At 61.0% G+C, this 12,844-nt stretch carries 11 protein-coding genes; 5 read left to right on the forward strand and 6 right to left on the reverse strand.

Annotated elements, in window-relative coordinates:
- Nucleotides 1-265: 265 nt before the first annotated feature.
- Nucleotides 266-1,972: a 2-oxoglutarate dehydrogenase, E2 component, dihydrolipoamide succinyltransferase gene (sucB, locus tag RDN59_RS09190; RefSeq protein ID WP_308607574.1), complete on the reverse strand. Its 1,707-nt coding sequence runs from the start codon at nt 1,970-1,972 to the stop codon at nt 266-268.
- Nucleotides 1,973-2,120: 148 nt separating this feature from the next.
- Here sucB and RDN59_RS09195 point away from each other — a divergent pair, with 148 nt between their 5' ends.
- Nucleotides 2,121-2,528 carry an oxidoreductase gene (locus tag RDN59_RS09195; RefSeq protein WP_308607575.1) on the forward strand — a complete coding sequence of 136 codons (408 nt, stop codon included), beginning with the start codon at nt 2,121-2,123 and terminating at the stop codon, nt 2,526-2,528.
- Nucleotides 2,529-2,534: 6 nt separating this feature from the next.
- Here RDN59_RS09195 and RDN59_RS09200 read toward each other — a convergent pair whose 3' ends face one another.
- Nucleotides 2,535-3,077 (reverse strand): isochorismatase family protein, encoded by a 543-nt coding sequence (locus tag RDN59_RS09200; RefSeq protein WP_308607576.1) that lies wholly within the window; start codon nt 3,075-3,077, stop codon nt 2,535-2,537.
- A 28-nt stretch (nt 3,078-3,105) separates the two neighbouring features.
- Here RDN59_RS09200 and RDN59_RS09205 point away from each other — a divergent pair, with 28 nt between their 5' ends.
- The gene (locus tag RDN59_RS09205; protein WP_308607577.1) at nt 3,106-4,380 is read left to right on the forward strand and encodes a glutaminase; all 1,275 of its coding nucleotides are present in this window, start codon (nt 3,106-3,108) and stop codon (nt 4,378-4,380) included.
- A 48-nt stretch (nt 4,381-4,428) separates the two neighbouring features.
- On the opposite strand, the gene RDN59_RS09210 is transcribed toward RDN59_RS09205, so the two are convergent.
- A complete protein-coding gene (locus tag RDN59_RS09210; RefSeq protein WP_308607578.1) occupies nt 4,429-5,928 on the reverse strand; it encodes a leucyl aminopeptidase in 1,500 nt (499 codons plus the stop codon).
- Nucleotides 5,929-6,118: 190 nt separating this feature from the next.
- Here RDN59_RS09210 and RDN59_RS09215 point away from each other — a divergent pair, with 190 nt between their 5' ends.
- Nucleotides 6,119-7,222, forward strand: coding sequence for a branched-chain amino acid aminotransferase (locus tag RDN59_RS09215; protein ID WP_308607579.1), 1,104 nt, complete (start codon nt 6,119-6,121; stop codon nt 7,220-7,222).
- 10 nt (nt 7,223-7,232) lie between these two features.
- Here RDN59_RS09215 and RDN59_RS09220 read toward each other — a convergent pair whose 3' ends face one another.
- Both RDN59_RS09220 and RDN59_RS09225 read right to left on the reverse strand, forming a co-directional pair.
- Nucleotides 7,233-8,147, reverse strand: coding sequence for a nicotinate-nucleotide--dimethylbenzimidazole phosphoribosyltransferase (locus tag RDN59_RS09220; RefSeq protein ID WP_308607580.1), 915 nt, complete (start codon nt 8,145-8,147; stop codon nt 7,233-7,235).
- 12 nt (nt 8,148-8,159) lie between these two features.
- A complete protein-coding gene (locus tag RDN59_RS09225; protein ID WP_180952020.1) occupies nt 8,160-8,852 on the reverse strand; it encodes a DUF3043 domain-containing protein in 693 nt (230 codons plus the stop codon).
- 179 nt (nt 8,853-9,031) lie between these two features.
- On the opposite strand from RDN59_RS09225, the gene RDN59_RS09230 reads away from it, so the two are divergent.
- Nucleotides 9,032-9,376 carry an iron-sulfur cluster assembly accessory protein gene (locus RDN59_RS09230; protein ID WP_308607581.1) on the forward strand — a complete coding sequence of 115 codons (345 nt, stop codon included), beginning with the start codon at nt 9,032-9,034 and terminating at the stop codon, nt 9,374-9,376.
- An 83-nt stretch (nt 9,377-9,459) separates the two neighbouring features.
- On the opposite strand, the gene asnB is transcribed toward RDN59_RS09230, so the two are convergent.
- Entirely contained in the window at nt 9,460-11,382 is a 1,923-nt protein-coding gene (gene asnB / locus RDN59_RS09235; RefSeq protein WP_308607582.1) for an asparagine synthase (glutamine-hydrolyzing), read from the reverse strand.
- Nucleotides 11,383-11,736: 354 nt separating this feature from the next.
- Between asnB and RDN59_RS09240 the strand changes: the two genes are divergently transcribed.
- Nucleotides 11,737-12,816, forward strand: a complete 1,080-nt coding sequence (locus RDN59_RS09240) for a cytochrome c oxidase subunit II (protein ID WP_308607583.1) — start codon at nt 11,737-11,739, stop codon at nt 12,814-12,816.
- The last annotated feature ends 28 nt before the right edge of the window (nt 12,817-12,844 follow it).

The raw sequence follows: 12,844 nt of genomic DNA on the forward strand, positions 1-12,844 counted from the left end.
GGAGGGGGGACAGCAAAGGCCGCTAATCTCCAAAGAGTCGTAAACGCGCGTAGGGGGAGTTCAAGAGTTTTGGCAACAACGGCAGTTTGAAAGAGTCGTGGCGCTAGTCATAGAGGACTTCGTCGAGAGGGAGGGCGTCGCCAAGCAACGCCTGATTCTTAGCAATGTCGACGTAGGAGGAGAGAAACAGCACGTAAAACGACGAAGCTCCCCCGCCGCGGTGGCGGGGGAGCAGCCTCTTAAGACGTGGAGGTCTTGTTAAGGCTTAGAGGTCAAGGTCGGCTTCGAAATCTGCGGTTTCGAGGCGGTCCTTGATGGTCGTGATGAAGCGACCAGCGTCGGCACCGTCGACCACCTGGTGGTCGTAGGTGAACGGCAGGTAGCACATCTGGCGGATGGCGATAGCGTCCTGGCCATCCTCGGTCACGACGACCGCGCGCTTGGTAATAGCGGCGGTGCCCAGGATGCCGGCCTGCGGCGGAACCAGAATCGGGGTATCCAGCAGGGCGCCCTCGGAGCCGATGTTGGTCACGGTGAAGGTAGCACCGGTCAGATCATTCGGCTTGAGCTTGTTGTTGCGTGCCTTATCAGCCAGCTCGGCGATCTTCTGGGCAATCTCCGGCAGCGTCAGCTCCTGAGCCTTGTGGATGACCGGAGTCAGCAGGCCGCGCGGAGTATCCACGGCGATGGCCACGTTGACGTCAGCGTGGTAGGTCATCTCCTTGGTCTCCGGGTTGTAGGAAGCGTTAACGTTCGGGTGGGAGACCAGTGCCTCAACGGTTGCCTTCACAATGAACGGCAGGAAGGAGAGGTTGGCCTCGTACTTGTCGATGAACGCCTGCTTGGACTGCTTGCGCATATCCCAGATAGCAGTCATATCGACTTCCTGAACGTGGGTCAGCTGAGCGGAAATCTGGAGGGCCTCAACCATCTTGGACGCCGTGATCTCGCGGATACGGTTGACCTTCTGGGTGGTGCCGATGAGCTCCTGCTTCTCCGGATCCACGGACTTGGTGGACCAGCGAGCGCGCGGGTTGCTGGAGGAAGCGCTAGCGGAGGAAGCCGGTGCCTCGCCCTCACCAGCAGCGGCCAGGACATCCTGCTTGCGGATGCGGCCGCCGACGCCAGTGCCGGAGACGGTGGAGAGGTCAACGCCGTGCTTTTCAGCCAGCTTGCGCACCAGCGGGGTGACATACGGGACGTTATCGCCGTTGTTGACCTTGGTGGAAGTCTCAGAAGCCTTCGGCTCGGAGGACTGGGAAGCAGCAGGCTTCTCCTCGGCCTTCGGCTCTTCCTTCTTCTCTTCGACCTTGGGCTCTTCCTTCTTTTCCTCTGCCTTTTCTTCCTTGTCATCCTTGGCTGCAGGCTTTTCGGAAGCTGCGGCGGAGCCGTCGCCGACGCGGGCGATGACGGCGCCGACGTCGACGGTGTCGTCTTCCTCGGCGAGGATTTCAACGAGGGTGCCGGCGACCGGGGAGGGGATTTCGGTGTCGACCTTGTCGGTGGAGACCTCGAGCAATGGTTCGTCGACCTCGACGGTGTCACCGACGGACTTCAGCCACTGGGTGATGGTGCCCTCGGTGACGGACTCACCAAGCTCCGGCATTTCCACGTCGGTGGCATCACCAGAAGCAGCGGGCGCCTCGGACTCAGCGTCCTCAGCAGGCTTGTCCGGGGTCTCGGCAGCCTTCTCGGAGGAATCCTCGGACTCCTCAGCAGCCGGTGCGGACTCGCCCTCATCACCGATGATGGCGATGACCTCGCCCACGTCTACGGTGTCATCTTCCTCAGCCTTGATTTCGAGGATGGTGCCGGCGACCGGGGAGGGGATTTCGGTGTCGACCTTGTCGGTGGAGACCTCGAGCAATGGTTCGTCGACCTCGACGGTGTCACCGACGGACTTCAGCCACTGGGTAATCGTGCCTTCGGTTACGGATTCGCCCAGTTCGGGCATCACAACAGAGTGTGCCATAAGTGTTAAGACTCCTCGAAAGTTGGAATTAGTGAAACGCTAGTGTTTGATTCTACAGCGTGTTTATAAAAGGTGCGCACGGGTGGGGTGAATTAGGGCATCCTCCGCACGAAGTGGCTGAAGGTGGCCTCCGGTAGGCTAAAGAGCCATGTTCAACCCCTTCCGCCGCAACAGCTCCAAGTCCCAACTGCGCCCACCCCGCGCACCGGGGGAGACCATTCGCGCAGAAGACGCTCAGGAGCTTCAAGCCTGGGCCCAAGGGCGGGCCTATATCGAGGCTTTTGTTGAGCCGGAGACCGTGGTCAACGAGATGTCTGTCGTTGTGGTTGATGAAAACGGTGCCTTCATACGCCGCCGCATTGGTGGGCCCAAAGGCATCGACGCGGTGGCTAAGCTGCTGCGCTGCGATGTCTATGACGTGGAAGAAACCGGTTACCCCCAGCGGATGCGCGAACGCATTGAGCGCGAGCGGATCTTGCGCAAGCGGGAGGAACAACGCGAGCGCCGCCAGCGGTTTGAACAGCGACAGCAGCGGAATGGCCAGGACGGCAATTAGAGCTGCTTAGCCGGTAACGATGGTGGCGCCTGCTTTCTTAAGCTCTTCCAGAGCGGCGGCGCCGCGGGCCTCGTCGACAGGCGCGCAGTAATCCGCCAGCACGCGCACCGTGAATCCCTCCGCAAGGGCGTCGGCAGCCGTCGCGCGCACGCAGTGATCGGTAGCGATGCCCACGATGTCCACGGCGGTGATGTTGTGCTCGCGCAGCCACTCTGCCAGGGGAACACCGTCGGCCGCGCCTTCGAAACCGGAATACGCAGCGGTATATTCACCCTTCTTGAAGTAGGCCTGGGCGGGACCGATCGCTTCATGCATCGCGGCACCGAAGGAATCGGCCACGCAGTGCGTGGGCCAGGTATCAATGAAATCTGGATTCTCGGAGAAGTGGGTGCCCGGATCGATGTGCCAATCCTGCGTGGCCACGACAGTGTCGTAGGAAGGCTGGAGGGCGCCGATACGATCGGCCACCTCGTTGCCCTTCTCGGTGGCGAGAGCACCGCCCGGGCAGAAGTCATGTTGGACGTCGACGATGATGAGTGCGGGCTTCATGCATGACAATTCTATACGCTGGGTCTGGATGAAAACTCCGATTCCTTTTTATTTAGAGAAGATCCTAAACTCCGTACGCGACGAAGACAGCGGTGAGGTAGCGGATTATATTCCGCAGCTTGCCGACGCTAACCCGGACCAGCTCGGCGTCGCCCTGTGCTCTGTTACCGGCCACCTGTACAGCGCCGGTGATGCCGAGAACCGCTTTACTATCCAGTCGATTTCCAAGCCCTTCATTTATGCGCTTGCCCTGCAGGAACTCGGTCTCAGTGAGGTCCGTGAGGTGGTGGGACTGGAACCTTCGGGCCAGGCCTTTAACGAGCTTTCCTTGGCCAAGGACCACCGCCCCGTCAACCCGATGATTAATGCCGGCGCCATCGTGGTCAATCAGCTGATCAACGGCGTGGATTCGACTGTGGAAGACCGCGTGGAGCGCATTCGCAGCTATGTCTCGAAGCTGGCGGGGCGCGAGGTGAACGTCGATAAGCGCCTGTGCGATTCCGAACTCGAGCATGCCGAGCGCAACCTCTCGATTGCCCACATGCTGCGTTCCTACGGGATTATTCAGGATGATGCTCACGACGCTGTGCTGTCCTATACCTCGCAGTGTGCACTGTCTGTCGATGTCCGCGACTTGGCCGTCATGTCCGCCACGCTAGCCAATGGCGGACGTCAGCCGGTGACGGGAGAGAAGATTCTTGATGCCGACGTCTGCCGCTTGACGCTTGCAGTGATGAGTTCGTGCGGCATGTATGACGGCGCAGGACGTTGGATGGCGGAGGTCGGCATCCCCGCTAAGTCCGGTGTGGCAGGTGGCCTTATCGGTACCCTGCCTGGCCAGCTCGGCGTGGCCACTCTTTCCCCGCGCTTGGACGAGCAGGGCAATAGCGTGCGTGGTACCGCTATTTTCCAGAAGCTGTCCTCGGACATGGGCTTGCACCTCATGTCTACCGATAACCGCTTTGGTGTGCACCCAGTGCGCAGCGTTGATGAAGATGATGAGACGGCGATCATTCGACTGCAGGGTCATATCAACTTCACCGCCACCGAAGCCATCCTCCACGAGCTGGAGGAGCGCCAGTTCTCCGGCAAGCGCTTGGCCTTGGACTTCTCCCAGGTCTCTGGCCTGCACAAGGTGGGCCGGCGCATGCTCAAGGAAGGACTGCGCCGGCTGCGTGAGGAAGGCAACGAGGTCGCGCTTGTCGACGATGACGGGCTCGTCACCGACCGCGCCATGTCCGACGGCACGGTCCTCCCGCTGGCGGACAAGGAGGACTACGTCATCGCCGGCGAAGAGGTGTGAGCGGCCTAAAGCCGCTCACACGAGGGGCCGAATTGAAGACGCTCTGATCTAGGCTTCGGCGATCTCGCGCAGCGCTGCCACCACGGTGCGCACCGGCACACCGGTAGCGCGCTTCGGGGTGTAGCCGCGCGGGGCGGAACCGTTCCAGGAAGGACCGGCGATATCGATGTGGGCCCACTCGATGCCCTCGCCCACGAACTGCTTGAGGTAGGTACCGGCGAACTCCATGCCGCCCTCGCGCTTAGCGTTGATATTGCGGATATCCGCGGCCTGGGACTTGATCTCCTCGTCGTGCTCTTCCAGCAGCGGCATGGCCCAAGCGTTCTCGCCTACCTCGCGGCCGATTTCGGCGAGGCGATCGCGGAAGACTTCGGAGCCCATGATGCCGGAGGTGCGTGAGCCCAGCGCCACGATCTGTGCGCCGGTCAGCGTCGCGGTCTCGATGAGGTAATCCGGCTTATCCTCGCTGGCGCGGGCGATGGCGTCCGACAGTACGAGGCGGCCCTCAGCGTCGGTGTTGAGGACCTCGGAAGTCAGGCCGCCGTAGTGGGTAATGACATCGCCCGGGCGGGTGGCGCCAGAGCCCGGCATGTTTTCCGCCAGCGGCAGGGTAGCGGTGATCTGAACCGGCAGCTTCAGCTTGGCCGCCGCGATGATGGTGGCCGCCATGGCAGCCGAGCCGCCCATGTCAGAGATCATGTCCCACATACCATTGCCCGGCTTCAGGGAGATACCGCCGGTATCGAAGGTAATGCCCTTACCTACAAGAGCCACGTGCTTCTTGGCCTTCTTGGGCTTCCAGCTCAGGCGCACCAGACGCGGCGGGCGGGCAGAACCCTTACCTACCGCGAGGATGCCGCCGAAGCCCTGCTTCTCCAGCTGCTTTTCATCGAGCACCTCGACGTCAAGACCGGCTTCCTTTGCCTGACCGGAAAGGAATGCGGCGTAGGACTCCGGGTAGAGCTCGTTGGCGGGGGCATTCACTAGGTCGCGGGCGAGCAAAACAGACTCGGCCACGGTGCGGGCTGCCTCGAATTCTTCGGAGACAGACTTATCAGCCACCACCACGAAAGTGGCCGGTTGTTCCTTCTCCTCCAGTTCGGTGGAACGAATGCCGCGATAAGCGTAGCCGCCGAGGATCAGGCCCTCGACAGCGGCGGTAACACCGAAGTCCGCTAGCGTGGTCACGATGGTGCCCACGCCCGCGGTGGCGCGGGCCACGGAGCCAGCGGCGCGGCGCAGTGCTTCTGCGTCGAGTTCCTCTACATCGCCCAAGCCCAGCGCGATGACCTGTGCAGCGCCGGCCTTCTGCGGGGCGGGAACCTTCACGATTTCCCCCGCCTTGCCCGTCGCGCCCACGGCCGCGAGGGCCTCATACGTCGAGCGCAGTGCGGACGAGCTGAGAAGAGAGGTGCCCGGCACCTCGAGTCCCCCCTCACCGGCGAAGGTGGCGATCAGCAGGGCATCTGCCTGCTTGGGGGCCTTCTTGGCCAGCTCAACGGTGGGGAAAGAGCCGCGTGCGGGCAGTTCGAACGTGGAAGAAGCCACGATGTCCTCCTTGAGAAAAGTGACAATGGGATACTCCTCACACACTACCCGTGCCCATGGTGTGGAACGCAGTGGGAGTGGGGTGGGGTGGCAGCGGGGCTTGTGGGCTCGCCGAGTGGACTCAAGGAGTGGTGATCTAGCTAAGGCATTTCTGCATCTCGATAGGGGACTAAGGAGTACGCTGTAATCCATGTTGAATTACACCGTGACGCGAACTGAAAACCCCACCTCCCCAGAGCGCTTGCAGGAGATTCTGGCGAACCCGGGCTTTGGCCAGTACTTCACCGACCACATGGTGACGATTGACTGGACTGAGGATAAGGGATGGCACGACGCGCAGGTGCGCCCCTATGCGCCGTTCAGCATGGATCCGGCGTCCACCGTCTTCCACTATGGTCAGGCCATCTTCGAGGGCATTAAGGCCTACCGTCAACCAGATGGCAGTATCGCCACCTTCCGCCCGGAGCAGAACGCGCAGCGTCTGCAGGCTTCCGCTGAGCGCATGGCAATGCCGCAGCTGCCGGAAGAGGAGTTCATCGAGTCCCTGCGTCAGCTTGTCGACGTCGACCAGGCCTGGGTCCCCGAAGCCGGCGGCGAGGCAGCTCTGTACTTCCGCCCCTTCATGATCGCCACTGATGTCTCGCTGGGCGTACACCCGGCGAATGCTTACCGCTATGCCGTCATCGCCTCCCCGGCAGGCGCGTACTTCACCGGCGGCATCAAGCCGGTGTCCGTCTGGCTGTCCACCGACTACGTCCGCGCCGCTCCCGGCGGCACCGGTGCGGCCAAGTTTGCCGGCAACTATGCAGCTTCCCTGCTTGCCCAGGCGCAGGCAGCGGAAAAGGGCTGTGACCAGGTGGTGTGGCTGGACGCTATCGACCGCACCTACATCGAGGAAATGGGCGGCATGAACCTGGCCTTCGTCTACGGCGAAGAGGGCAACCAAACCCTGGTGACCCCGGCGCTGTCGGGTTCGCTGCTGCCGGGCATTACCCGCGCCTCGCTTCTGCAGGTTGCTGAGGACATGGGGCTGAAGGTCGAAGAGCGCCGCATCACCTACAAGGAGTGGGAGCAGGACGTTGCCTCTGGCGCCATGGTGGAGGCCTTTGCCTGCGGCACCGCGGCCGTTATTACCCCGGTGGGCCACGTCATGGGCAACGAGACCGACTTCCACATCAACAACGATGAGGCCGGTGCTACGACGATGGCCCTGCGCGAGCGACTCACCGGCATCCAGCGCGGGTCCGTGGAGGATACCCATGGCTGGCTGCACACGCTGGTGGAGGCGAACTAAGCGGCTTCGATTAAGCGAGCTCTGCGGCCAGCTGCACCAGCGGCAAGGCCGCGAGCGCGCCGAGGGGGAAACCTTCACTCAGGTTTAAATCAAGCAGTGGGGTTAGTCCCAGCTCTTTGAGAGCAAGGGCATAAGCCGGTTCGGGGGTGGTCGTCCCTGCGCGCAGCCAGCCCTTCACGCCGGGCGCGGTGCGCTCGGCCAAGACGGCGGCGGTGGCGGCCAGTGGACCGTCGATAAGCACCGGCGTCCGCCGCGCCGTGGCTTGCGCGATGAAACCCACCAGCGCCGCGAGGCTCGGGGTACCGATGGTCTGCACGACCTCCCAGCCCTCCAGGTTGCGGGCGCGGAACATGGAGTCGCGCACGACGCTCACGCGGGCTTTCCACGTTGCATCCGTGATGCCGCTGGCCAGAGTATTCGTCCCCACAATCGCCACCGGTTCGGTATGGGTAATCCGGCCCATGACACTGGCGGCGACGGTGTTTGCGCCGATACCACAATCAGACGTGATGAGCAGATCTGTGCCCGAATCGATCTCTCGGTCAGCCGTAGCCATACCGAGTTCGATGTGTGATTCGCACTCTGCCGGGGACATAGCGGCGGAGGAGTCGCCAGGCTCAGCGCTGGTGGACTCTGTGCTGCATTCGACGAAGTCGATGCCCGCTCCTGCACGCTCCGCGGCGCTGAAGAGATTATCGCGCCACCGATCTGCATCGTTGGGGGAGTGCTCTGTGGCCCCTGCACCGTCGACGGTGCGTTCAACGTTGGCATCAGTGCCCTCAAAGACGATGGCTCGGGGGCGCTGAAGGGGCTTCGCCTGCGGGGAATCCTGCGCTGCCGCCAACCACGCGGCAATTTCTGCTACGCGGTTTGGGTGAGCTGCGGTTAAGGGATGCAGCTGGGGAACGGCGGTGAATTCAGGCATGTGTCCTCCGGTTTAGACGGTGGCCCCGCGCTCCACCTGCGGGCGCGGAGTGCGCCACTTGCGCGGCTGGGAGGCGCGGGAGTACGCGTAGAATCCTAGGCCAAAACCGGCCTCGGTGGTGCCGGGGAACTTCAGACGCACGGCGTTATTGCACTTGCGTGCGAGCCAGAAACCTTCGACGGCAAAGACAACGATGACCGCCATCGCGCCGATGGAGATGATCTGGGACAGGCGCGGGTCCCGAGTGCTGACAAACATGAGCACCAGCAGGACGATGGCAAAGGGCATGACCCATTCGTTGATGAAGCGGCGGGAATCTACCCAATCACGTACGTACCGGCGGACCTCGCCCTTATCGCGGGCGAGCAAGTAGCGCTCGTCACCGGCGGCCATGCGTTCCTGTGCCACCTTGTTGCGCTCGCGGGACTCTTGACGCTCCTTGCGCTTATATTCCTTCCATTCCGCCTTAGACATGGAAGCCTTGAGTTCCTTGCGGTGCTGGTAGCGCTGCGCGTCCGACATCCCCCGGGGATCACGCTTGACGCCGCGGGCGATTTCCTGCGCATCACGCTTGGGCGTGGGGCGGCCTTTCGGCGGCGTGTAGCCCTTGCGGTGCGGTTTCTCGGCGGCGGGTTGCTCTTCCGGCGCCGGGGTCTGCTCGGCGGGGGAAGAAGTCTTGTCATCTTTTTGCCACGGAAGTTTCACGCTGTTTAGCGTACAAGGTCTAGCAGACATAACGGGAATAGGCCCGCGGGAGAGAGCGTTGTGGTGAGGGAACAGGACACCAGTGAACCACTAGTGAACTGTGAGGCATCCTTTCTTCCTCACCTGTGAGGGGGTAGGGTGGGCTCCAGAAAAATTCCGCATATATAAGAGGAGAAATCATGACCGCTCCCGCATCTGCAACCGGAGTTATCCTGACCGAGGCCGCTGCCGCCAAGGCAAAGTCCCTGCTTGAGCAGGAAGGCCGCGACGATCTGTCACTGCGCATTGCTGTCCAGCCAGGTGGCTGCGCGGGTCTGCGCTACCAGCTCTACTTCGATGACCGCACCCTGGATGGTGACAAGGTGGACACCATTGGCGGCGTCAGCCTCGTCGTGGACAAGATGTCCATCCCTTATCTCACCGGTGCCAAGATTGATTTCTCGGACACCATTGAGGCCCAGGGCTTTACCATCGACAACCCCAACGCCGGCGGCTCCTGCGCTTGCGGTGACTCCTTCAATTAAATTCGAGTAAAGTCACGTTGACAAAACGATAGAGCCCTCGTCCGCAGTGTGCGGCGAGGGCTTCGTCAGTTTTGTTGTTTGGACTAGAGCTTCACGGGGTAGTCGCGCTGCTCGATCTTCGGGTCGATGCGGTCTTCGACGAAGATGCCGTGCCAAATCATGAAGGACAGTACCGTCCATAAACGGCGTGAGTGATCGGATACACCGTCGCGGTGCTCCTTGAGCATCTCCAGAACTTCCTTCTTGTTGAAGATGTCCTCGGTCTGGGACTCGGTAATCTGATCCTGTGCCCAACCGTAGAGCTCATCGCCGGCCAGCCAGTGGCGCATCGGAACCGGGAAGCCCAGCTTCTTGCGGTGCAGCACGTGCGGGGGAACGATCTGCTCCATAGCCTTGCGCAGTGCGTACTTGGTCGTGCCGTGCGAAATCTTGAGGTCGTAGGGGATAGTTTCCGCGACCTTGAATACTTCCTTGTCCAAGAAAGGAACGCGCAGCTCTAGGGAGTTGGCCATGTTCATCTTGTCAGCCTTGACCAAGATGTCGCCGCGCATCCACGTAAACAGGTCGAGGTGCTGCATACGGGCTACCGGGTCGAAGTCCTGTGATTCCGCATAGATCGGTGCGGTGACCTCGCGGTGATCCCACTCCGGCTTGGCCCACGGGAGCACCCGCTGGAGCTGCTCGAAATTAAAGGAGCGAGCGTTTCCGTAGTAGCGCTCCTCCATGGTCATCGAACCGCGGTTGAGCAGGGACTTGCCCTTCATACCTTCGGGGAGGACCTGCGAGAGCTTACCCAAGCCACGGCGCAGCGGGGAGGGGATCTTCTCGAACGGAGCCAGGGAGAGAGGCTCCTTATAAATGGTGTAGCCGCCGAAGAGCTCGTCCGCACCTTCGCCGGAGAGCACCACCTTGACGTGCTTGCGGGCTTCCTGGGCCACGAAGTACAGCGGAACGAGGGAGGGATCCGCGACGGGGTTGTCCAAGTACCACATGATCTTCGGTACAGCGTCGGCGTACTCCTCAGGGGAGACGATCTTGACGATGTGCTCCACACCGATCGCCGCCGCGGACTCGGCAGCGACGTCCACCTCGGAGTAGCCCTCGCGCTCGAATCCCGTGGTGAAGGTGAGCAGGTCTGGATTGTGGCGCTTGGCCAGAGCTGCGATGGCGGTGGAATCAATACCGCCGGAGAGGAAGGAGCCGACGGTGACGTCCGCACGCATGTGCTTTTCGACGCTATCCTCCAACGCCCGCGTGATCCTATCGAAGAGCTGCTGCTCCTCGCCCTGCTTGACGGGTTGGATGGGGAAGCGTGGCTTGAAATAGCGTTCGGAGACTACCTCTTCGCCGGGGCGAAGAGTGACAGTACAGCCGGATTCGACGCGGCGAATGTTGGCGTGGAGGGACTCCGGCTCAGGTACGTACTGCAGGTCCACATAGTGCTCGATGGCGCGACTATCAAGGCTGAGGTCTAGACCCAACGAATCGGCCATCGACAAGATGCACTTCATCTCAGAGGCGAAGACTGTGCCCTCCTCGGTGGTGGCGTAATAGAGTGGTTTGATGCCGAACTGGTCTCGAGCGGCAAACATCGTCCGAGTTTCGGTATCCCAGATGACGAAACCAAACATGCCGCGCAGGTGCTCGACAACGTCCTTGCCCCAGTGGTGGTAGCCAACAACAATGGGCTCCCCATCGCCCTCAGTATTAAAGGCGTAGCCCGCAGCTCTGAGTTCTTCGCGCAGTTCCACGTAGTTATAGATCTCGCCGTTGAAGGTGAGGGCATAGCGCTCGGGATTGTCCTCGGGGCCCCAGCGCAGCGGCTGGTTGGAGTGTTCTAGGTCGATGATGGATAGCCGGTTAAACCCGAAGGCTGCATCTTCGTCGTGCCAGGTGCCGGCGGCGTCGGGGCCGCGATGGCGCATGCACTGGAGGGATTGCTCGAGGGCTTCCAGGTGCTGGGCGGCGTTGCGTTCGGCGCTGAGCAGCGCACAGAGTCCGCACATAAACTTGCTTCTCCTTATACATCAAGGTTTATCTTCGACACACTTTACGGCCGGAGCCGGATGATCTGCGAACCCCGCGCCGCGCTCCCCGTTAGGGTGCGAACTTTCGGATGATGAGCCGCTATACGCTCTGTGAATTGGATCATAGACGGGCGGGGGAGGGCGGGGTAGCCGGTGTGACCTTGCGCAGGTGGATCGGTAACATCCTGTACGTTCACTATTTATAGAGCAGGGCCGGCGCCTAAACAGTCCAGCGAAAAAGTCTGAAATTCAGGCAGGATCCTCTATCCTGATTGGGTAGGAATGCTCTGTGAGTATTCGAGAAGTTTGTGTGCACAGAAAGGCAGAACACACGTGGGACAGCGTAAGCAACGCAACCTCGGCCGTAAGGCGGGCCTGGCGGGCGTTATCGCTCTGGGCGGTCTAGCTCTGGCAGGTTGTGACGTCGCAGCACCGACGGCCGTTGAAAACCTCCTCGGTATGGGTTGGCCAAAGGGTATTACCCCTGAGGCGACCTCGATGTACAACTTCTGGATTTGGGTCTGGGTTGCTGCATGGATCATCGGTTTCATTATGTGGGGCCTGTTCCTCACCGCTATTTTCCGTTGGAATGCGAAGAAGGCTGGGAAGGCTGGTAAGGGTGAGTTCCCGAAGCAGCTGCAGTACAACGTGCCGCTGGAGATGGCTCTGACCATCATTCCGATTCTCATCATTATGGGCCTGTTCTTCTTCACGGTTCAGGCACAGCAGAAGGTGACGGCTCTGGATAAGAACCCTGAGGTTACTGTCGATGTCACGGCTTTCCAGTGGAACTGGAAGTTCGGTTACGCCGAGAACAAGGTTGATGGCGAGAACTACGATGGTGCCGATGCTGAGCGCCAGAAGCTCGCTGAGGAATCTTCCCTGGATCCGGAGGGCACTGAGAATCCGAACCCGATCCACGGTAAGTCCATGGGTGACATCTCTTACCTCAACTTCAACAAGATTGAGACCGTTGGTACCACCGAAGAGGTTCCGGTTCTGGTTCTGCCGGTAGACACCCCGATTGAGTTCCGTCTCGCTTCCGGCGATGTTTCCCACTCCTTCTGGGTTCCGGAGTTCCTGTTTAAGCGCGATGCCTACGCACACCCGGAGAACAACTCTCAGGAGCGTCGCTTCCAGGTAGAGAAGATTGAGGAAAAGGGTGCCTTCGTTGGTCGCTGTGCTGAGATGTGCGGTACCTACCACGCCATGATGAACTTTGAGATTCGCGTCGTTGACCGCGCAGACTTCAACGAGTACCTCAAGTTCCGTGAGGAGAACCCGCAGGCAACTAACGCCGAGGCTCTCGAGCACATCGGTGAAGAGCCTTACGCAGTTACCACCGCTCCGTTCAACTCTCTGCGCGACACCCGCGATGCCGACAACTTTGTCGACACCGCTGAGGCGGCATAAGAAAAGGAACTGATAGAAAATGCGTGCA

Source organism: uncultured Corynebacterium sp. (assembly GCF_902489365.1).
Lineage (GTDB): Bacteria > Actinomycetota > Actinomycetes > Mycobacteriales > Mycobacteriaceae > Corynebacterium.